Source organism: Mycobacterium sp. NGS48 (assembly GCF_059812585.1).
Genome location: NZ_JCALCY010000004.1, coordinates 234,771 through 254,280 on the forward strand (window position 1 = coordinate 234,771; position 19,510 = coordinate 254,280).

At 64.2% G+C, this 19,510-nt stretch carries 19 protein-coding genes and 2 tRNA genes; 17 read left to right on the forward strand and 4 right to left on the reverse strand.

What is annotated here, in order from left to right; genetic code table 11:
- The first annotated feature begins 56 nt into the window (after window positions 1-56).
- The 9 genes from ctaJ to AC5Y42_RS10265 all read left to right on the forward strand — a co-directional run bounded on the left by ctaJ (window position 57) and on the right by AC5Y42_RS10265 (window position 7,833).
- Window positions 57-281: an aa3-type cytochrome oxidase subunit CtaJ gene (ctaJ, locus tag AC5Y42_RS10225; RefSeq protein WP_499898117.1), complete on the forward strand. Its 225-nt coding sequence runs from the start codon at window positions 57-59 to the stop codon at window positions 279-281.
- A complete protein-coding gene (locus AC5Y42_RS10230; protein WP_499897843.1) occupies window positions 268-735 on the forward strand; it encodes a DUF5130 family protein in 468 nt (155 codons plus the stop codon). Before ctaJ ends, AC5Y42_RS10230 begins: the two co-directional genes overlap by 14 nt.
- A 111-nt stretch (window positions 736-846) precedes the next feature.
- Entirely contained in the window at window positions 847-1,539 is a 693-nt protein-coding gene (locus AC5Y42_RS10235) for a type VII secretion target (protein ID WP_499897844.1), read from the forward strand.
- 54 nt (window positions 1,540-1,593) lie between these two features.
- Window positions 1,594-2,436, forward strand: coding sequence for an EspA/EspE family type VII secretion system effector (locus tag AC5Y42_RS10240; RefSeq protein WP_499897846.1), 843 nt, complete (start codon window positions 1,594-1,596; stop codon window positions 2,434-2,436).
- 185 nt (window positions 2,437-2,621) lie between these two features.
- Entirely contained in the window at window positions 2,622-3,539 is a 918-nt protein-coding gene (locus AC5Y42_RS10245) for a hypothetical protein (protein ID WP_499897847.1), read from the forward strand.
- Window positions 3,540-3,612: 73 nt separating this feature from the next.
- Window positions 3,613-4,104, forward strand: coding sequence for a hypothetical protein (locus AC5Y42_RS10250; protein ID WP_499897848.1), 492 nt, complete (start codon window positions 3,613-3,615; stop codon window positions 4,102-4,104).
- A gap of 116 nt (window positions 4,105-4,220) precedes the next feature.
- Window positions 4,221-5,819, forward strand: coding sequence for an alpha/beta hydrolase (locus AC5Y42_RS10255; protein ID WP_499898119.1), 1,599 nt, complete (start codon window positions 4,221-4,223; stop codon window positions 5,817-5,819).
- Window positions 5,820-5,983: 164 nt separating this feature from the next.
- Entirely contained in the window at window positions 5,984-7,318 is a 1,335-nt protein-coding gene (locus AC5Y42_RS10260) for an EspA/EspE family type VII secretion system effector (RefSeq protein ID WP_499898121.1), read from the forward strand.
- Window positions 7,315-7,833, forward strand: coding sequence for a hypothetical protein (locus tag AC5Y42_RS10265; protein WP_499897850.1), 519 nt, complete (start codon window positions 7,315-7,317; stop codon window positions 7,831-7,833). The genes AC5Y42_RS10260 and AC5Y42_RS10265 overlap by 4 nt, the downstream gene beginning before the upstream one ends.
- Here the strand turns inward: AC5Y42_RS10265 and pepN are convergent.
- Window positions 7,820-10,393: an aminopeptidase N gene (gene pepN, locus AC5Y42_RS10270; protein ID WP_499897851.1), complete on the reverse strand. Its 2,574-nt coding sequence runs from the start codon at window positions 10,391-10,393 to the stop codon at window positions 7,820-7,822. The two genes, AC5Y42_RS10265 and pepN, sit on opposite strands and share 14 nt — an antisense overlap.
- A gap of 161 nt (window positions 10,394-10,554) precedes the next feature.
- On the opposite strand from pepN, the gene AC5Y42_RS10275 reads away from it, so the two are divergent.
- From AC5Y42_RS10275 to AC5Y42_RS10285, 3 genes are read left to right on the forward strand one after another with little or no spacing between them, the layout of a single operon-like run.
- The gene (locus AC5Y42_RS10275) at window positions 10,555-11,166 is read left to right on the forward strand and encodes an Rv2466c family mycothiol-dependent reductase (protein ID WP_499897853.1); all 612 of its coding nucleotides are present in this window, start codon (window positions 10,555-10,557) and stop codon (window positions 11,164-11,166) included.
- Window positions 11,167-11,179: 13 nt separating this feature from the next.
- Entirely contained in the window at window positions 11,180-11,662 is a 483-nt protein-coding gene (locus AC5Y42_RS10280; protein WP_499897854.1) for a ribose-5-phosphate isomerase, read from the forward strand.
- A 6-nt stretch (window positions 11,663-11,668) separates the two neighbouring features.
- Complete coding sequence (locus tag AC5Y42_RS10285; RefSeq protein ID WP_499897855.1) at window positions 11,669-12,475, forward strand: Fpg/Nei family DNA glycosylase; 807 nt, start codon at window positions 11,669-11,671, stop codon at window positions 12,473-12,475.
- A 9-nt stretch (window positions 12,476-12,484) separates the two neighbouring features.
- On the opposite strand, the gene AC5Y42_RS10290 is transcribed toward AC5Y42_RS10285, so the two are convergent.
- Both AC5Y42_RS10290 and AC5Y42_RS10295 read right to left on the reverse strand, forming a co-directional pair.
- A complete protein-coding gene (locus tag AC5Y42_RS10290; protein ID WP_499898122.1) occupies window positions 12,485-13,663 on the reverse strand; it encodes a serine hydrolase domain-containing protein in 1,179 nt (392 codons plus the stop codon).
- Between the two features lie 85 nt (window positions 13,664-13,748).
- Window positions 13,749-13,819: transfer RNA gene (locus AC5Y42_RS10295), tRNA-Gly, on the reverse strand.
- Window positions 13,820-13,945: 126 nt separating this feature from the next.
- On the opposite strand from AC5Y42_RS10295, the gene AC5Y42_RS10300 reads away from it, so the two are divergent.
- The 4 genes from AC5Y42_RS10300 to clpP2 all read left to right on the forward strand — a co-directional run bounded on the left by AC5Y42_RS10300 (window position 13,946) and on the right by clpP2 (window position 16,810).
- Window positions 13,946-14,022, forward strand: a tRNA-Pro gene (locus AC5Y42_RS10300).
- A 51-nt stretch (window positions 14,023-14,073) separates the two neighbouring features.
- Window positions 14,074-15,486 (forward strand): trigger factor, encoded by a 1,413-nt coding sequence (tig, locus tag AC5Y42_RS10305; protein WP_499897857.1) that lies wholly within the window; start codon window positions 14,074-14,076, stop codon window positions 15,484-15,486.
- 107 nt (window positions 15,487-15,593) lie between these two features.
- Window positions 15,594-16,178: an ATP-dependent Clp protease proteolytic subunit gene (locus AC5Y42_RS10310; RefSeq protein ID WP_499897858.1), complete on the forward strand. Its 585-nt coding sequence runs from the start codon at window positions 15,594-15,596 to the stop codon at window positions 16,176-16,178.
- Window positions 16,175-16,810 (forward strand): ATP-dependent CLP protease proteolytic subunit ClpP2, encoded by a 636-nt coding sequence (gene clpP2, locus AC5Y42_RS10315; RefSeq protein WP_499897860.1) that lies wholly within the window; start codon window positions 16,175-16,177, stop codon window positions 16,808-16,810. The genes AC5Y42_RS10310 and clpP2 overlap by 4 nt, the downstream gene beginning before the upstream one ends.
- 21 nt (window positions 16,811-16,831) lie before the next feature.
- Here the strand turns inward: clpP2 and mmuM are convergent, their stop codons facing one another.
- Window positions 16,832-17,716 (reverse strand): homocysteine S-methyltransferase, encoded by an 885-nt coding sequence (gene mmuM, locus AC5Y42_RS10320; RefSeq protein ID WP_499898123.1) that lies wholly within the window; start codon window positions 17,714-17,716, stop codon window positions 16,832-16,834.
- A 249-nt stretch (window positions 17,717-17,965) separates the two neighbouring features.
- Between mmuM and clpX the strand changes: the two genes are divergently transcribed.
- Entirely contained in the window at window positions 17,966-19,249 is a 1,284-nt protein-coding gene (clpX, locus tag AC5Y42_RS10325; protein WP_499897861.1) for an ATP-dependent Clp protease ATP-binding subunit ClpX, read from the forward strand.
- Window positions 19,250-19,510: the final 261 nt, after the last annotated feature.

The following is a 19,510-nucleotide window of genomic DNA, read 5'->3' on the forward strand; positions in this document are numbered from 1 at the left end:
AGCGAGGCCCTTTCACTGCCAAGCAGCGGTGGGATACGGTTTGCCTCGTGAGCCTGATGGAGATCCACCTCTATTTCCTCGGAATCCCGTTGTTGCTGGTGATCGTGCTGGTGACGCTGATCTGGTCGCACAAGGGCGCCCACCCGGCGACCTACACGTTGTCCGAGCCATGGGTCCACCCGCCGATCTTGTGGGCCGCCACCGACGAGGCTGTCGGTGATGGTCACCATGGTCATGGCTCTGAATTGACCGTGGGAGGTGGCGCCAGTGGCAAGTGGTGAGATTGCGACCATCGAACCCGCCGGGTTGCCCAGCGGCTCGGTGATCACCGCCAGTGGACGGATCTCCGGGGTCACCGAGCCCGGCGATGTGTCCGTGCACTACCCGTTCCGGATCAAAGACCTCGCCACGCTCGATGACGCGCTGACCTATGGGTCGCGAGCCTCCGATGCGCGGTTCGCGGTGTATCTCGGCGATCTTGGCGACGACACCGCCGCCCGGGCCCGCGAAATCCTCGCCGACGTGCCCACGCCCGACAATGCCGTGCTGGTGGCGGTCTCGCCTGACCAGCGCGCGATCGAGGTCGTTTACGGGTCGCAACTGCGCGGCCGGGGAGCCGAATCGGCCGCACCGCTGGGCGTTGCTGCGGCTGCGGCGGCGTTCCAGGACGGCAATCTGCTCGATGGGCTGATCAGTGCGGTCCGGGTACTGAGTTCCGGTATCTCTCCGGCTTAGTTCCGTCCGGCTCGGTCGGACACGGTGCGAAATTACCGGTCTGACCCTCGTCTGCACGCCCTTAGACTTATGCGCAGCGTAGGTAGGCGTAATCGCTGAGACGAGGGGCACGTGACCCAAGAGAATCTGTTCATGGAGACCGACGGTTTGCGGAGGTTTGCTCAGACCCATTCAGACGTCGTGTCGGGCGTGTCGGGGTTGCTCGGTTCGACCACGCAGGCGACCGATGTTGAGTTGACACATGGACCGATCGCCTCCGCGGTGCATGCGGCTTTGGGCGGTGCGCTCGACGCGCGACAGGGCTCGATTCAAGGGGCAGTCAACGTCGGGAGGCACCTTTCCGAGTCTCTGCAGGCGGCAGCGCACGCCTATGACCAAGCCGACGAGGGCTCGGCGGCCAGGCTGGGGGCGGCCGGGGAGGCGACCGGCGGTCCGGACGGCCCAGGGCAGGGCGCGCCTGCTGGAGGCAAGGGTTCTGGAGCCGGCGGCGCCAGTCAGATGCTGGGGCAGCTGGGTCAGATGGGAGGCCAGCTGGCTCAGGCGTTGGCGGGCATGTTCCAAGGCGGGCCCCAGGCACTCGGGCAGCTGGCTCAACCGCTGCTGCAAGGGGTCCAGCAAGCCGTTCAGCAGACCGGCCAACTGGCGCAGCAACACGGTGAGCATGCCGCAGACGATGTCGAAATGGTGTCTGATAACCGTGATGAAGCAGCGCCCGGCGAAAACACTCCGGCCGGTGCGGCGCCGACCGAACACGTGACGTTGGCGAGTGAGACCTCGCCGAAAACTGGTACCACGCCGCGTTAGTTCGGAGTCTGAGTCTCAGGAAGAGATGCCCGAGTGGGAGCGCTTGACGCCTTCATGTCCACCTGGTCTAACGCGCGTGCGACGTTAGGCGATGGAACACCGCAAGACGGCGCCGAGTTCGATCGCAGCACTCAATTGCGGCAGGCGCAAAGCGGCGTGAAATCGGCGGCGCCAGGAGCACATTGGACCGGCACCGCGGCCGATGCGTACGGGGAAGCGAACAGCAAACAAGGCCGCGCCTTGGGGCAGATGGCGGTGTTGGATCAGCGACTCGGTGCTGAGGTCGATCGATCTGCCGCAGTGGTGCACGCGGGCCGGCAGAACCTGGACGCGGTCAAGCAGTGGATGCTCGATGCGGCAGCGTCGGTGCCGCCGGGTGCGGATCGTGAGCAGATGTTGACGCCGATCGCGCGCAAGGGAATTGCTGATGTCGCCGACGTGGTCAAGCAGTCCAATAGCGAACTCAATGTGATCGGCGGGCGGATTCGCGCCATCGGCAACGAATACCGGGCGCTGGGCGGCCCGATGGGCAGCCCGAAGAAGAGTCCGCCAACCACCACTTCTCCAACGCCTGACCCTCCTCAGTGCAAACCCGAAGATCAAGCAAAGATCATTGCAAGAGCCGCTGAGTTGAAGGCGAAAAACGCCGAACTAACCGCGGCAGCAAAAGCATGGAACGAAAAATATGAACCTGGGCACAAATTTGATATGCGCGATCCAGTGCAGGCGGCGGAGTACGAAAGAGGCCAGAAGCTCTCCCAGGACAGGGCCCAGCTCATACGAGACTATGGAAATCTCATCAAAGACGCTACGACGTGCGGAGCTAAAGAGGACGAGGAGACCGGCGATATCATCTGGCCAGATGGGACGAGGACCACTTTGTACCCGCCCCATTAAGTCTTTATGTTCTCCCATTCGCGACGTACGTTCGCCATGAACCTACCGGCAACCAATAGTCAGGAGGTTCCATTGCGGCCACGTCATGACTTGCCGCCTAGCGGCGGCTCGAACTGCGAATGTTCGATGAGCAACGCGGCTGTTAAAGAGAAGCTTCAGTACGAGGCCCTGAAAGAGGAATGCGGATGATTCTGCGTAAAAGAACGGTGTATGCGGCAGTGATACCGGTTATCGTCGCTGTCCTCACGCTGGGCGTGGCCGGATGCGGGTCGGACGCAACGGAAAAGTCTACGACTACAACAGCATCGAGCGCCCAGGCGACACAATCATTCAACCGATTTCCGCCTCCCATCAACGAGGCGACCTTAGTGCCGAGCCCGGTGGCCCGCTTGCGGCCAGGAGTCCCGATCATGTTTGGCGACGCAGACGCAGCGACGGTGTGGTGCACGGCAGGCTTCTATATCGACTACCCCGACCCGGACCATCCCGGGCAACGGCTCCCGGCTTTTATTACCGCTGCGCAGTGCGCTCAAGGCAAGAGTCACGCCCCAGTCTCCGTGATGCATGCCGAGGCGGACGGACAGGCCCCGAAATTTACGAGGATTGGCGAGATAACGTACGTCACGCCCGGTGATGAACGTCCAGCAATCGCCGGCGAGTCATGGACGATCCCGACGTCTCCACTGGCCGTGTTCAGCTCTGGGCAATCCGATTGGGTGATGCCGGTAGATGTCATGGTCAACGACAAGATGCCGACAAGTGAGATAGTGCAGACAGCGGAGGCGGTGGAACAGCGCAAGGCTCCCGCAATGTGGACCAACAGCCACGGCGTCGTCGTCACCGGACACGTGCTCAACCCATCGTCCACGCCCGCGTTGAAGGACATCCCCGCCAGTATCGAACGTGTCGTCATCGCTGCCGACGACACGACCAAACCAACCGACCAGTGGGAGCGCGGCTCTCCTGTCACGGTGGACATAGACGGCGTTACCCACAACCTTGGCATCATTATCGACACCGATGAGGCGAGGCACTGGGTCGTGGTCGACCTCATCGGCCCGTTCCTCGCTCACCAAGATGCGCATCTTGTCACGACGGGTTGACGCCAACAATCGGGTAACTGGTCACCACCTCGATGACAGCGAGCTGGCTCAACCCGAACAGGTTAAGTCGGGCATGACTTCGAATTGGTTGCGGCGATGCACCTTGTGGGTATTGACCGCCGCGATCCTGGTGGCCAGCGGCGGCGCGGCGACCGTTTGGATTACACACGACGGTGCTACTCCGTTGGAAAGGGACTGCGCGGCTGTCGAAAACCTTGGCCGCCAGTCGCACGAGTTGACGACGTGGATGAACACCGGCCTCGACGACGGCACGTCAGACGACCCGGGTGAGATCGTCGATAGGGAATCGACGCTCGGTGACAAGCTGCGCGCCGCAGCGGGTTCGGTGGCGACACCGGAGATGAAGAAGCCGCTGGCCACGTGGGCGGACGCCATGGGACTCAACGCACAACTGCAGCGCGAGGCCAACAAGATGTCCGCAGAAGGGTATCCGCCCCGGGAGTGGATAGCCAACGTCCACAAATACAACACGATGACGGACGAGGCGCTCGACGCGCTTAACCATCAATGCCCGCGGCTCAAGCAGGTGGTGCGCGGCTCCTGATTGCTATCAGCACCTGACCGCAAATTTCCGACAAAGGCCTGGGGTGCGGGCTTTTAGACTTACGAGGAGACTGGTCGCGGGACAAGGGAGATTGGGTGGGAGCGCTTGCCATCTTTATGTCGACCTGGTCTGACGCCCGCTCCACGTTAGGAAACGGTGCTCCACAAGAGGGCGCAGCATTCGACTGCGGCACTCAATTACGTTGGGCGCAAAGTGGTGTGGAGTCAGCGGAACCGGCGATGCGGTGGACTGGTACGGCGGCCGACGCGTACGTCGAAGCCAATAGCACGCAGGGGCGCGTGCTGGGCCAACTGGCCGTACTGGATCAGCGGCTAGGTGCCGAGGTCGATCGCTCGGCTACCGTGGTAGCTGCCGGGCGACAGAACCTGGATGGTGTTAGGCAGTGGGTGCTCGACGCGGCGGCGTCGCTCCCGCAGGGCGTCGATTACGAGCTGGCGCTGATGCCAATCACCCGCAGGGGAATTCGCGACGTGGCCGAGGTGATCAGGCAGATCGACAGCAACCTCTGCCTGATTGGCGCACGTATTCGCACCATCGGGCGCGAGTACCAGGCACTGGGTGTGAAGGACGGTACGGCGACGGGCGACGATTCGCTGTCGACGCCGGTACCGCCGGATCCAAAACAGTTCCATGACTTTTGGGTGAAGCTGAGCCCGGAACAGCAAGACCGGCTCTACCGCCGAGACCACAGCATCGGCAACCATCCCGGAATGCCGTTCGTCGACAAAGACAAATACAACCGACAGCACCTCGATGAGCTGACCAGGACCACACAAGCCGACATCAGCCGGATGCAATACCGTGTCGACGAGCTGGCGCGCCGAATGTACATGGGTGATCACAGCGGCGTCGCTATCGACGAATTCGCTGCTTTGGCACCTCAACTCCTGGAGGCACGGCGACGCGTTGACGGGTATCACGCCGTGCAAACCGCGTTGGGCTCGGACGGGCTCACACGCTATCTGGGGCTAATCGACGATCAGGGCCACGCCGCGGTCTCGATCGGAGAACCCGACCACGCCAAGCGCAATGCCACCTTCGTGCCCGGTACCGGTGAAGATCTGCCCCGGCTGCGATACAGCGACGAGAGGTCGCTTGCGATGTACAACGCCGCCTTGCGCGCCGACCCTGGTTTGCAACCCGGAGATGTGGCGGTCACGACATGGATGGGTTACGACCGGCCGACGGATGTGACGCACGCAGCCTCTGCAGATCCCGCAGTCGCGGGTGCGGGAGCGTTGGATGCGTTTGAGAGCGGGATGCGGGCGTCGCATGCCGGGCCGCCGTCGATCGACACGGTGATCGGGCACAGCTATGGCTCGACTCTGGTCGGTGCGGCGGCCTCGGGCGGGCATCACCTCGACGTGGACAACGTGATCGCGGTGGGAAGCTCCGGTGTACTGGTCGACCGTGCCGCCAATTTCAACCTGGCTCCCGACGCCCAGGTGTACGCCACACGAGCAGTCAACGACATCATCGAACTGGGCCGCGCTGCCACCGAGTGGACGCTGGGGGGTGACCCGACAGCGCCGGAGTTCGGCGCCACCGTGCTGGACGCCGATCCCGGACCCGCCGGAGGCCGCGGGATTCCCGGTGTTGCCGCCCACAGCAGTTACTGGTCTCCCGGCAAGAAGGCGTTGTACAACTTCGGTGCCGTCATCGCCGGCGTCCCGCCGCCCTATCTTGCCCAATGACCGAAGCGGCTTTCGAATGGTTCGCACCGCCGAATGATCCAGCACCCTGATACAGCGGATTACCGCACGTGAATTTGTGACGAAAGCGCAGTGCGCAGTCTCTTAGACTTATTCTCCGGCCCCAATCTCAGAAAGGTCGCCCGGTGGGTGCGCTTGATGCGTTTATGACGACGTGGTCGAACGCTCGCTCGACATTGGGGCACGGCACCCCGCAAGAGGGCGCGCAGTTCGACGGCAGTAATCAGTTGCGCGAGATGCAAACGCGTGTGCAGTCGGCGGCACCGGGGGAGCGGTGGACTGGTACGGCAGCTGATTCGTATGCCGCGGCTAACAGCAAGCAAAGTCAGGTGCTGGTGACGATGGCCGATTTGGATCAACGGCTCGGCGCCGAGGTCGACCGGTCGGCCGCAGTGGTGGCTGCCGGTCGGCGCAACCTCGACGAGATCAAGCAGTGGGTGCAGGATGCGGCGTCGGCGGTGCCGCAGGGTGCGGACCGTGAGCAGACGCTAGTGCCTATCGCCCGCAAGGGGATTGGCGATGTCGCAGATGTCATCAAGCAGAGCAGCGGTGACCTCAACGTGATTGGCGAGCGTATCCGGACCATCGGCGACGAATACCGATCGCTCGGCGGCGAGAAGGACGGCAAGGAGCCCGGCGAGCCGGGTCCTGGCGACTCTGACCCTGTGAACAAATACGAGCAGGCGTTGCGAGACGCCGGCCTGCTCACCGGTCCGAGCCCGGGCGGCTATTACAAGAAATGGCTGGAAAACGCCGAGCGTAACGGTGTACCGCCGGAGGAAATTGTCAAGATCGCCCGAGAGCAACACATCACCCCGGACAACTTCAAGGTGCTGGAGGGGATGGAGGAGGTCAAGGACAAAGACGGCAAGTCGTTCTTCCTGATCCCCAACGACATGAGCCCGCGGGACATGCAACAGGCCGCGCTGATGACCTACATTCTCAACGCGGGCACCGGCTACGGCAAGCAGCCGCCGGGCGTGCAGAACGACTTTCCTGAGACGCCGTATTCCGCCGCCGAGGTTCAGCGGATCGCCGACCGCCAGAAAGCGAACAGTTGGAGCTACGACGAAGCCTGGGCGGTCAACCGTACGGGCGGGAGTCTGGTCACGACCCCCAATGGGATGCTGATGGGTCTGGGCGGCTGGCCGGCGGACCACCTCAGCTTGCAGGGGGGCAACACGCATGGTGACGTTTTCCTGGTCAACATCGATCACTCGACCGACCCCGCCGAGCAGCTTCGCAAGATCGTTCATTCCGGTGACAGCTGGCAAATGGACAGCCACGGCAAGCCTTACGAGACCGACCTAGACCTGGATCGCGTGCTGCACCACGAGGAGCGACACTCTCAACAGTGGGCCCGCTTGGGTCCGGTGCGTATGAGCGCGGAATACCTTGCGGCAGCGGCACGAGAGAAGTTCTTCGGTACGCCGAATAAGTTCGAAGTCGACGCCGGCTTACATGACGGGGGCTACGCGTGATGCGGAGCGTCGGTGTGCTGTTGGTAGTGGCGGCGCTGTTGACCGGATGTGATCCTCTGGGAAAGGCGTCCTTAGACCCGGCTTTCGGTGCCCGCGTCACTGACGGTCGACTTCAGATTTGGACGGGTTCACGCTGCGTCGGCATCACTCGTATTGCTCTCGACTTCGAGCCCACCCGGGCCGAACTGGCGTTGACTTCGCGCAGTCAGGACGGGGTGGAGGTCGAGCGTCTCACGCTGGGCGGGCCCTATCCAGCCGGCATGAGTGTCTCCCAACCACTCCCTGACGGATTCGATTGGCGCAACGAGAAGTCGATGCACCTTTCGCCGTACGGCGGTTCCGGCCATTGGGGGACGAGTACCGACCTCGCCGAGGTCATCAAGGGATCAGACCAGCACCCGCCCGACACCTATTGGTTCCAAGACGTCGGCTGGCTCAACCCCGCAGATGTCGCCGCCAAGGATGGCAAAACATTCCTCAGCCCGTGCACGCCCGACCCGGCTAGGAAGCACTAACCTCGCCTGCATCGAACCGACGAGCCCGCGATGCGCGCTTGACGCCTGCCTGTCCCTCAATCACCAAGCGTCGCAATGCCGGTGGCACATCGGGATTCGCGAGGAACTTGTCGGCTGCAGCAATCCCGTCGTCGCTGATATCCCACGACGGATACAAGCCGACGACCACCGTCTGTGCGACCTCACTGGACCGGCGCTCCCACACCTTGGCTATGGTCGCGAAATACCGTGTCGTGAACGGCTGGAGCAACTCTGCCTGGCCCGGTGCGACGATGCCCGCGATGATGGAGCGGCCGGTGATGTTGGGCAGCGTGTCGTCCTCGGTAACTTCGGTCCACGCCTCTTCTTTGACCGGCGACTGCGGCCTCGCAGCGGAGGCCTGCGCACCGTGTCGCTTGCCGGCGGCCGTGGGGTCGCGCTGCATTTCGGCGTCGATGACATCAGCGTCGATGGCACCGGATCTGGCCAGGGCGGTGACAACCCGCCAGCGCAGATCGGTATCCACGGCCAGTCCGGCCAACCCAACCTCGGCGGGATCGCCGGCGAGCAAGGCCGATAGCACCTCGATATGACGATCGGACAGCACTGATGAACACAACGCATTGACATATGCCAGTTGATGATCCGAACCGGCTTCAGCACCGCGGCTCAACTCCAGTAGCCGATCGGCGAACGCCGGCCATCCTTCTGAGCGTGCCCAATCCGGCTCGGCATAGGCACCTAACGCGGTCTGAGCCTGCAGCAATAGTCGCTGTGCCACACCAACTTCGGTTTCGGCGACAACACCACGGCAGACCAGGGCCACGAAGTCGCGGGCCCTCAGTTCGGCCTCGCGGGTCATCTCCCAGGCGGCCGACCACACCAAGGTGCGCGGCAGGGGCTCGGCGATATCGGCGATGCGCTGCAATGCGGCGTCCAACGACGAGGCATCCAGCCGCAGCGAGCAGTAGGTCAGGTCGTCGTCATTGACCAGAATCAACTGCCCACGTGAAACGCCGACCAGCGCAGGGACGTCCGTACTCGGGCCGTCGACGTCCAACTCTTCGCGATGCACCCGGACCAACCGGCCCGATCCGTCGTCGTCGTAAATACCGACTGCGAGCCGATGCACCCGCGTCTCACCGGCACCCGGCGCGGCACCGCTCTGGGTTACGGCGAAGCGGGTGAACCGACCGTCGGCGTCGACGTCGAAATCGGCGCGCAGCGTGTTGAGCCCAGTGGTCTTGAGCCACTGACGTCCCCAGTCGGACAAGTCACGTCCCGACGACTTCTCCAGCGCGCCAAGTAGATCCGCAAACGTGGCGTTGTCGAACGCGTGCTCACGGAAGTAGTCGCGCAGACCGGCCAGGAAATGCTCGAGCCCGACGTACGCCACGAGCTGCTTGAGCACAGACGCGCCTTTGGCGTACGTGATGCCATCGAAGTTGACCTCGACCGCGGCCAGGTCGGGAATGTCAGCGGCCACCGGGTGCGTCGAGGGCAGCTGATCTTGTCGGTAGGCCCACGACTTCTCGGCATTGGCGAACGTGGTCCACGCCTCGCTGAATTCGGTTGCCTCGCTTTGGCACAGCACCGAAGCGAAGGTGGCGAACGACTCGTTAAGCCACAGGTCGTCCCACCATCGCATGGTGACCAGATCGCCGAACCACATGTGCGCCATCTCGTGCAGCACCGTTTCGGCGCGCCGCTCATAGGAAGCGCGGGTGACCTTGCTGCGAAAGACGTAGTCCTCCAAGAATGTCACGGCGCCCGCGTTCTCCATCGCGCCGGCGTTGAACTCCGGCACGAACAACTGGTCGTATTTGTCGAATGCATATGGGGTGCCGAAGTGCTTGTGGTAGAAGCCGAATCCCTGCTTGGTCTGGGTGAAGAGCCGCTCGGCGTCCATGAATTCGGCCAGCGTCGCCCGGCAGAAGATACCCAATGGAATCTCGCCGTGTTCGTCGACGTAGGTGTCGTCCCATCGGGCGTATGGTCCGGCGATCAGAGCCACCAGGTAAGTACTCATGCGCGGGGTGGTGACGAACGTGTGCACACCGTTGTCGACGGAAACGGTGGCACCGTTGGACACCACTTGCCAATGGCTGGGTGCGGTGACCGTGATATCGAAGGTGGCTTTGAGATCGGGCTGATCAAAGCAGGCGAACATCCGCTTGGCGTCCGCGGTTTCGAACTGGGAGTACAGATACACCTCGTCGTCGACCGGGTCGACGAAGCGGTGCAGACCTTCACCGGTATTGGAATACCGGCACGAGGCGTCCACCACGACGACGTTGTGCTCGGCCAGCCCCTTCAGCGCGATGCCGGTCGATTCGTCATAACCGGACACGTCGAGGTCGCGGCCGTTGAGGGTGGCGCTGTGAATCGTGTCGGCGGCGATGTCGATGACGGTGTCGGCGCCGGCGAGCGCGCCGAACTCCACGGTTGTCGTCGATCGGAAGGTGTGTTCGCCGGGCGCGCCGTTGCCATCGGTCAAGTCCAGGCTGATTCGGTACCGGTCGACGGTGATGAGGGCGGCGCGTTCGACGGCTTGGTCGCGGGTGAGATTGGGAAGAACCACGTGTCCCAACTTAGCCGGGCGGCACCACCTGAAAACCCTCCAGTATCGTCGCGGAGCCGACCATGCTGCATATCCTTACCCAAAGCCGGTATCGGGGAACACGCGTCGCGTTGCCTCGGTTGTGCTGGGCGGCTACCGCATCATCAATGAGAGGACTTTCCATGCCCGAGAAGTCAGTCGCCGATTTCTGGTTCGACCCGCTGTGCCCGTGGGCATGGATCACCTCGCGCTGGATCCTGGAAGTCGAGAAGGTCCGCGACATCGAGGTCAACTTCCATGTGATGAGCCTGGCCGTCCTCAACGAGGGCCGCGAGGACCTGCCGGAGAAGTATCGGGAGGGCATGGCGAAAGCCTGGGGCCCGGTCCGGGTGGCGATCGCCGCCGAGCAGGCCCACGGTGCCGACGTGCTCGGGTCGCTGTATACCGCGATGGGCACCCGCATCCACAACGAGGACAACAAAGAACTCGACGACGTGATCAAGCAGTCACTGGCCGAGGTGGGCTTGCCGGCCGAGTTGGCCGACGCCGCCACCAGCGACGCCAACGACGAGACGCTGCGCAAGAGCCACCACGCGGGCATGGACCCCGTCGGCGAGGACGTCGGAACCCCGACCATCCATGTCAACGGCGTGGCGTTCTTCGGTCCCGTGCTGTCGAAGATTCCGCGCGGTGAGGAGGCCGGCAAGCTGTGGGACGCCTCGGTGACTTTCGCGTCCTACCCGCACTTCTGGGAGCTCAAGCGAACCCGCACCGAACGACCCGAATTCGACTGACACAATGACCGGCATGCGCGTCTACCTGGGTGCCGACCATGCCGGCTACGAACTCAAGCTGCAGATCACCGAGCACCTGAAGAAGTCCGGACACGAGCCGATCGACTGCGGCGCGTTCAGCTACGACGCCGAGGACGACTACCCGGCGTTTTGCATCGCCGCGGCCGTGGCCACGGTCGCCGACCCCGGCAGCCTGGGCATCGTGTTGGGCGGATCGGGCAACGGTGAGCAGATCGCGGCCAACAAGGTCCCCGGAGCGCGGTGCGCGCTGGCATGGAGCGTCGAGACCGCGACGCTGGCCCGCGAACACAACAACGCGCAGCTGATCGGTATCGGCGGCCGCATGCACACCGTCCCGGAGGCGCTGGCCATCGTCGACGCGTTCGTGAACACACCGTGGTCGGAAGCCGAACGCCACCAACGCCGTATCGACATCCTCGCCGAATACGAACGCACCCATCAGGCGCCGCCGGTGCCCGGCGCCCCAACCGGGTAACCGTTTATGCCCGAGGGCCACACGCTGCACCGGCTGGCGCGGCTGCACCAGCGCCGGTTTGCCGGCGGCCCAGTGGCGGTCTCCAGTCCGCAGGGCCGGTTCGCCGCGTCGGCCGCCGCGGTCGACGGCCGGGTCCTGCGCCGCACCACTGTGTGGGGCAAGCATCTGTTCCACCATTACGCCGAAGGCCCGACGGTGCATGTGCACCTCGGTTTGTACGGCACGTTCACCGAATGGGAGCGCCCGCCCGATGAGGCGATGCCCGCACCGGTCGGTCAGGTGCGGATGCGAATGGTTGGCGCTGAATACGGCACCGATTTGCGCGGCCCGACGGTATGCGAACTGCTCGACGACGCACAGGTCGCCGAGGTGGTGGCGCGGCTCGGGCCCGACCCACTGCGCCGCGACGCCGATCCGGCCTGGCCATGGTCGCGGATCACCAAGTCGCGCAGGCCAATCGGGGCGCTGCTGATGGACCAGACAGTCATCGCCGGCGTCGGCAACGTCTATCGCAGCGAGTTGTTGTTCCGCCACGGCATCGATCCCTATCGGCCCGGCCACAAGGTCAGCGAAATTGAATTCAGCACGGCGTGGACGGATCTGGTGGCGCTGATGAAGGTGGGTCTGCGGCGCGGCAAGATCATCGTGGTGCGTCCCGAACACGACCACGGTGCACCGTCATACGGTCCCGGAAAGCCCCGCACCTACGTCTATCGCCGCGCCGGCGACCCGTGCCGGGTATGTGCGACGACGGTTCGCACCGCCGAACTGGAGGGCCGCAACGTCTTCTGGTGCCCCGAATGTCAGACGTGAATCATCGGCTCAGTTTTTCGTGATGCCCAGCGCCGCGTAGATCTCGTCGGACAGTGCGACGCTGCGCGGGTCGGCATTGGCCTTGGTCGCGTCGTACCGATTCATCACGTAGCCATAGCCGATGCGGTGCTCCAGGTCGACAAATCCGAACGAACCGCCCAGGCCGCCATGGCCGAAGATCCGCGGATTGGGTCCGTTGACGCAGCGCTGGTTGAGCATGTACCCCAATCCCCAACCGTGGTCCGCGACGCGCGGGCCCAACACCAGATCGGTGTCGAAGCCGCCCTGCGACGTCCGGATCACCTCCATGTAGCTGCGACTGAGCAGTTTCTCCTGCGCCAACGCGTTGTAGACAGTCGCCAGCCCGAGCGCCGACACGTGACCTCCGATATCGGGAAGGTCGAGTTGGCGCCACAGCGTGCGGTCGTTGGACCCGAGTTCGTCGTTGGGGATGAACCCCCACGAGACCGCCAGTCCCGCTTTCGGGTGGTCATCCAGCGTGACCGGGCAGTCGGGAGCATTGGCCAGCAACTCGTCAGGATGCGGTTTGCCGATCAGGTCCGCGCAGCGTTCCAGGTCGGCCGAAGGCAAACCGATGTGGACGTCAGCGCCCAGCGGTTCGGCGATCTCGCTGCGCAGGTATTGACCCAGCGTGCGGCCGGTCACCCGGCGGACCACCTCGCCGAGGATGAACCCGAAAGTAGACAGGTGATAGCCCTGCGCGGTGCCCGGCTCCCACCAGGGCTCCGCGACGGCCAGCCGCTCGCAGACAAGATCCCAGTCGAGGACGTCCTCGCAGCGCAGTGGACTGCGCGGCCCGATTACCCCGGATCGGTGGCCCAACACCATGGCGACGGTGATGTCCTGTTTGCCGGCTTGCCCGAACTCGGGCCAGTAGCGGGCCACCGGGGCATGCAGGTCGAGCTCGCCGCGTTCGACGAGCTGGTGCACGCAGGTACTCGTCAGGCCCTTGGTAGCGGAGAGCACGGCTGCCAGCGTGTCCTGGCCCCATGGCCGCGAACCGGACTCGTCCGCCGAGCCGCCCCAAAGATCGACGACGAGCTCGCCGTCCACGTAGACCGCGACCGCCGCGCCGACCTCGTTACGCAGCGCAAAGTTGCGCTCGAACGCATCGCGGACGCGTTCGAAGCGCGACGTGCACACGCCGTGGATGTCGATGTCGGCCATCGTCCCTAGGTGCTGGATGTCGGTCTCCTCAGCCTCGCCACGCTCGGCCTCGACGGCCTTCCCTGTCCCGGGAACCACCAGCTCGAGCGGGCGACGGGAATCGAACCCGCGTAGCTAGTTTGGAAGACTAGGGCTCTACCATTGAGCTACGCCCGCACGTATCAGTCGAGCGCGACTGTACGTCGCGGCAGACGTCAAATCCAAATGATGCCGTCCCGTGTCGTGCTCGTGAGGTGGCTGCCGGGGATGGCCGGGTCGGGCCGTAAGATCGCGAGGTCAGCGCGGGGTGTAGCGCAGCTTGGTAGCGCATCCGCTTTGGGAGCGGAAGGCCGCAGGTTCAAATCCTGTCACCCCGACCAGCCGCCCGGACGAACGCAAGACCAGCAGAACCGACACCAAGGAGTACACCCGTGAAGAGCACCGTCGAGCAGTTGAGCCCCACCCGGGTTCGCATCAATGTCGAGGTGCCGTTTACCGAGCTCGAACCCGACTTCAACCGTGCCTACAAGGAGCTCGCTAAGCAGGTGCGGCTGCCGGGGTTTCGCCCCGGCAAGGCGCCGGCCAAGCTGCTCGAGGCGCGCGTCGGGCGCGAGGCGATGCTCGACCAGGTGGTCAGCGAGGCGCTGCCTGGCCGCTACAGCCAAGCGGTGACGGAATCCGACGTGCGGCCGCTGGGCCAACCCGAGATCGACGTAACGCAGAAGGAGTACGGCCAGGAGCTGGTCTTCACCGCCGAAGTCGACGTTCGACCCGAGATCACCCTGCCCGACCTGAGTGCGCTGAAAGTCAGCGTCGACCCGATCGAAGTCAGCGACGACGACGTCGACGCAGAGCTGCAGTCGCTGCGGGCCCGGTTCGGCACGCTGACCGGTGTCGACCGGCCCGCCGCCGACGGAGATTTTGTGTCGATCGATCTGTCCGCCACCATCGACGGCGAAGATGTGCCCGAAGCGGCGACACAGGGGTTATCCCACGAAGTCGGTTCCGGTCAGCTGGTCGACGGCCTCGACGAGGCGCTGGTGGGACTGTCCGCCGGTGAATCCAAAGTTTTCACCACCACCATGGCCGCCGGTCCACACGCCGGCAAGCAAGCCGAAGTCACCGTCACCGTCGGGGCGGTCAAGGAACGCGAACTGCCCGAGCCCGATGACGAATTCGCGCAATTGGCAAGCGAATTCGACACCATCGACGAACTGCGTGCCAACCTGACCGATCAGGTTCGCCGGACCAAGCGCGTCGAACAAGCCGAAGCGATCCGCAACACCACGCTGGACACTTTGCTCGAGCAGGTCGACATCCCACTGCCCGAAGCGGTGGTGCAGGCCCAGATCGACGACACCCTGCACAACGCCATCCACGGTTTCGAGCACGACGAAGCCAAGTTTGCCGAAGCCCTGGCTGAGCAAGGGTCATCACGCGAGGAGTTCGATGCCGACACCCGCTCGGCCGCCGAAAAGGCAATCAAGACCCAGCTGCTGATGGATGCGCTGGCTGAGGATCTCGAGGTCCAGGTCAGCCAAGAGGATCTCACCGAACGGCTGGTGCTGACGTCGCAGCAATACGGCATCGAGCCGCAGCAGTTGTTGGCCTACATGCAACAGAACAACCAGCTGCCCGCCATGTTCGCTGACGTGCGCCGCGGACGGACCATTGCCGCGGTGGTCGAGGCGGCCACCGTCACCGACACCGACGGCAATGTCATCGATACCAGCGAGTTCTTCGGTGGGCGTGCGGACGGCGAGGCCGACGAGGACGCCGACACCGACGAGGACGCTGAGGAAGCGGTCGCCGCGTCGGAGGAGCCTTCGGACGAGCCGAAGTGACGCTCTGAGCGAACGTCGGTACGTGAGGGAGTGCGCGACGACGCCGGTTGGTTAGTGTCGGTGCATATGAAACACGAGAAAGCAGGTACTCCACTGTGAGCGGTGACATGCGTTCGAACACGCAGGGTCTGAACCTCGTCGACTCCGTCTATGAGCGGTTGCTCTCCGAGCGCATCATCTTCCTGGGGTCGGAGGTCAACGACGACGTTGCCAACCGGCTCTGCGCGCAGATTCTGCTGCTCGCCGCCGAGGACCCGACCAAAGACATTTCGCTCTACATCAATTCGCCGGGCGGCTCGATCAGCGCCGGCATGGCGATCTACGACACGATGGTGCTGGCGCCGTGCGACGTTGCCACCTACGCGATGGGCATGGCGGCCTCGATGGGCCAGTTCCTGCTGGCGGCCGGCACCAAGGGCAAGCGTTACTCCTTGCCGCATGCCCGCATACTGATGCACCAGCCGCTGGGCGGTGTGACCGGTAGCGCCGCCGACATCGCGATTCAGGCCGAGCAGTTCACGGTGATCAAGAAGGAGATGTTCCGGCTCAACGCCGAATTCACCGGCCAGCCGCTCGAAAAGATCATCGCCGACTCCGACCGCGACCGCTGGTTCACCTCCCAAGAAGCCCTGGAGTACGGCTTCGTCGACCACATCATCACCAACGCCCCCGTCAACGGAGCCGCATCATGAACCCCGACATCCAGCCGCAGGCCCGTTACATCCTGCCGTCCTTCGTCGAGCACTCCAGCTGGGGTGTCAAAGAATCCAACCCGTACAACAAGCTGTTCGAGGAGCGCATCATCTTCCTCGGTGTCCAGGTCGACGACGCGTCGGCCAACGACATCATGGCGCAGCTGCTGGTACTGGAGTCGCTGGATCCCGACCGCGACATCACGATGTACATCAACTCCCCGGGCGGCGGGTTCACGTCGCTGATGGCGATTTACGACACGATGCAATACGTGCGCGCCGACATTCAGACCGTCTGCCTGGGCCAAGCGGCCTCGGCGGCGGCGGTGCTGCTGGCCGCCGGGACACCCGGCAAGCGGATGGCGCTGCCCAACGCGCGAGTGCTGATTCATCAGCCGTCGCTGCAAGGCGTGATCCAGGGGCAGTTCTCCGACCTGGAGATCCAGGCCGCCGAGATCGAGCGGATGCGCACGCTGATGGAAACCACGCTGGCCCGCCACACGGGCAAGGACGCCGCGACGGTTCGCAAGGACACCGACCGCGACAAGATCCTGACCGCCGAAGACGCCAAGGACTACGGGATCATCGACACCGTGCTGGAGTACCGGAAGCTTTCAGCCAATCCCGCATAATTCCCTGCGCCGAGCGTGTACTCAGGGCGCAAGGACAGTTGCCACCTCGGCGATGTCGGCGGGCCGGGCGCGGCAACATCCGCCGACCACCTGCGCGCCGGCGGCGACCCACTCCACGGCCAGCTGCGGTGCGAATCGTCGCGGGCCCACCCAGGCGCGGCGCTGGCTGTCCCAACGCTCGCCGCTGTTGGGATACACGATTACCGGTTTGCCGGTCTCCCGGGCCAACGCGATCGCGGGCAGCACGTCCCCGGGTGCGCAGCAGTTGACGCCGACCGCGACGATCTCCGGAACCCCGGCCGCCACCGCGAACGCGTCGGCCAGGGACTGCCCGGCGCGGGTGTCGGCGCCGTCAACGGTGTAGCTGAGCCAGGCCGGTACCCCCAGCTGTCGCACCACGTTGAGCAGGGCTTCGGCTTCGTCGACATCGGGGATGGTTTCCAGGGCGAGCACGTCGGCGCCGGCCTCGGCCAGCACTTCCAGCCGCGGCCGGTGCCAGGACTCCAACTGCGCCACGCTGAGCCCGTAGCCGCCGCGGTATTCCGACCCGTCGGCCAGCGCGGCGCCGTAGGGCCCGACCGAGGCGGCGACCCATCGCGCGCCAGCGTCGCCCACCTCGTCGCGCGCCGACACCGCGAGCTCGACGCTGCGCCGCAACAATCGCACGGTGTCATCCCGGCTGATGCCGCGGGCGGCGAAGCCCTGGAACGACGCCTGATAGCTGGCGGTGGTCGCAATCATCGCCCCGGCGCGGAAGAACGCGAGATGCACGGCCCTGATCTGGTCGGGGGCGTCTACCAGTAGCCTTGCCGACCACAGCGGGTCGGACAGGTCGTGGCCGCGCGCTTCCAACTCGGTGGCCAGGCCGCCGTCGCCGATCAAGACGGTATCGTCGGGCACGGCGATTCCCACGGGCCCACACTAAGACTGAGTCTCTCGGTCACGTAACGGCCGCGACACGCCAGAGACACGGAGGCGCGTTCCGGCGCGCGACAGGCGCCCGCACGGGATATGTTCAGGCGGGACAAGCACGAATATCACTGACGCGATTCGGCCTTAACGGTCGCGTCGCGCCGGAACAAGCGGGTAGCGTCGAGAAATACACGCGGCAATATCCACGGATCGACGGTGAACAGGAAGTAGGTTCCCAGCACCATGGCGCGCATCGGAGACGGCGGTGACCTGCTGAAGTGCTCCTTCTGCGGGAAGAGCCAAAAGCAGGTCAAGAAGCTCATTGCCGGGCCCGGCGTCTACATCTGCGATGAGTGCATCGATCTGTGTAACGAGATCATCGAAGAGGAACTCGCCGACGCCGACGACGTCAAACTCGACGAGTTGCCCAAGCCGGTGGAGATCCGGGACTTCCTGGAGGGTTATGTCATCGGCCAGGACACCGCCAAGCGCACACTGGCCGTCGCCGTCTACAACCATTACAAGCGCATCCAGGCCGGTGAGAAGGGCCGCGATTCCCGGGCCGGCGAACCGGTCGAGTTGACCAAGTCCAACATCTTGATGTTGGGACCGACGGGCTGTGGCAAGACGTACCTGGCCCAGACGCTGGCCAAGATGCTCAACGTGCCGTTCGCCATCGCCGACGCCACCGCGCTGACCGAAGCCGGTTATGTCGGTGAGGATGTCGAGAACATTCTGCTCAAGCTGATTCAGGCTGCCGACTACGACGTCAAACGCGCCGAGACCGGCATCATCTACATCGACGAGGTCGACAAGATCGCGCGAAAGAGCGAGAACCCGTCGATCACTCGCGACGTCTCCGGTGAGGGCGTGCAGCAGGCGCTGCTGAAGATCCTGGAGGGCACCCAGGCGTCGGTGCCGCCGCAGGGCGGCCGCAAACATCCGCACCAGGAGTTCATCCAGATCGACACCACCAACGTGTTGTTCATCGTGGCCGGTGCGTTCGCCGGGTTGGAGAAGATCGTCTCCGACCGCGTCGGCAAACGCGGGCTGGGTTTCGGGGCGGAGGTCCGCTCCAAGGCCGAGATCGACACCACCGATCACTTCGCCGAAGTCATGCCCGAAGACCTGATCAAATATGGGCTGATTCCCGAGTTCATCGGCCGGTTGCCGGTGGTGGCCTCGGTGACCAATCTCGACATGGACTCGTTGGTGAAGATCCTCTCCCAGCCCAAGAACGCCTTGGTCAAGCAGTACACCCGGCTGTTCGACATGGACGGCGTGGAATTGGAATTCACCACCGATGCGCTGGAAGCCATCGCCGAGCAGGCGATTCACCGCGGCACCGGTGCCCGCGGGCTGCGCGCGATCATGGAGGAAGTCCTGCTGCCGGTGATGTATGACATCCCCAGCCGCGACGACGTCGCCAAGGTCGTGGTGACCAAGGAGACCGTGCAGGACAACGTGCTGCCGACCATCGTGCCGCGCAAGCCGTCGCGCAGCGAACGCCGCGACAAAAGCGCCTAACCTAGCGCCCGCATGCGGGTGCTAGCTAATGTTACTCACGCGTAGATCGTGTTCTTAGATTTCGCGTGCCAGCAAAAGTGACGAACACCACAGTTGACCCTGCGATTGTGCCGTCGCCGTGCGTCTGACCTTGATATTCGCTCAACTAGCGGTACTGCGGGTGCGCGCGTCGGCGTCGATCAAACCCTAAGAGCAGTGCAATAATCGGTACTAGCAGTGACATAAAAATGGCCGGGGGTCCGCTCCGGCGGCGCCCACCGG

Excerpts from the sequence above, each read along its gene's own strand:
- ctaJ (WP_499898117.1), top strand. The coding sequence starts at position 57 with ATGGAGATCCACCTCTATTTCCTCGGAATCCCGTTGTTGCTGGTGATC.
- AC5Y42_RS10240 (WP_499897846.1), top strand. The coding sequence starts at position 1,594 with ATGTCCACCTGGTCTAACGCGCGTGCGACGTTAGGCGATGGAACACCG.
- AC5Y42_RS10245 (WP_499897847.1), top strand. The coding sequence starts at position 2,622 with ATGATTCTGCGTAAAAGAACGGTGTATGCGGCAGTGATACCGGTTATC.
- AC5Y42_RS10250 (WP_499897848.1), top strand. The coding sequence starts at position 3,613 with ATGACTTCGAATTGGTTGCGGCGATGCACCTTGTGGGTATTGACCGCC.
- AC5Y42_RS10255 (WP_499898119.1), top strand. The coding sequence starts at position 4,221 with ATGTCGACCTGGTCTGACGCCCGCTCCACGTTAGGAAACGGTGCTCCA.
- AC5Y42_RS10260 (WP_499898121.1), top strand. The coding sequence starts at position 5,984 with ATGACGACGTGGTCGAACGCTCGCTCGACATTGGGGCACGGCACCCCG.
- AC5Y42_RS10275 (WP_499897853.1), top strand. The coding sequence starts at position 10,555 with ATGCCCGAGAAGTCAGTCGCCGATTTCTGGTTCGACCCGCTGTGCCCG.
- AC5Y42_RS10280 (WP_499897854.1), top strand. The coding sequence starts at position 11,180 with ATGCGCGTCTACCTGGGTGCCGACCATGCCGGCTACGAACTCAAGCTG.
- AC5Y42_RS10285 (WP_499897855.1), top strand. The coding sequence starts at position 11,669 with ATGCCCGAGGGCCACACGCTGCACCGGCTGGCGCGGCTGCACCAGCGC.
- AC5Y42_RS10290 (WP_499898122.1), bottom strand. The coding sequence starts at position 13,663 with ATGGCCGACATCGACATCCACGGCGTGTGCACGTCGCGCTTCGAACGC.
- AC5Y42_RS10310 (WP_499897858.1), top strand. The coding sequence starts at position 15,594 with ATGCGTTCGAACACGCAGGGTCTGAACCTCGTCGACTCCGTCTATGAG.
- clpP2 (WP_499897860.1), top strand. The coding sequence starts at position 16,175 with ATGAACCCCGACATCCAGCCGCAGGCCCGTTACATCCTGCCGTCCTTC.
- clpX (WP_499897861.1), top strand. The coding sequence starts at position 17,966 with ATGGCGCGCATCGGAGACGGCGGTGACCTGCTGAAGTGCTCCTTCTGC.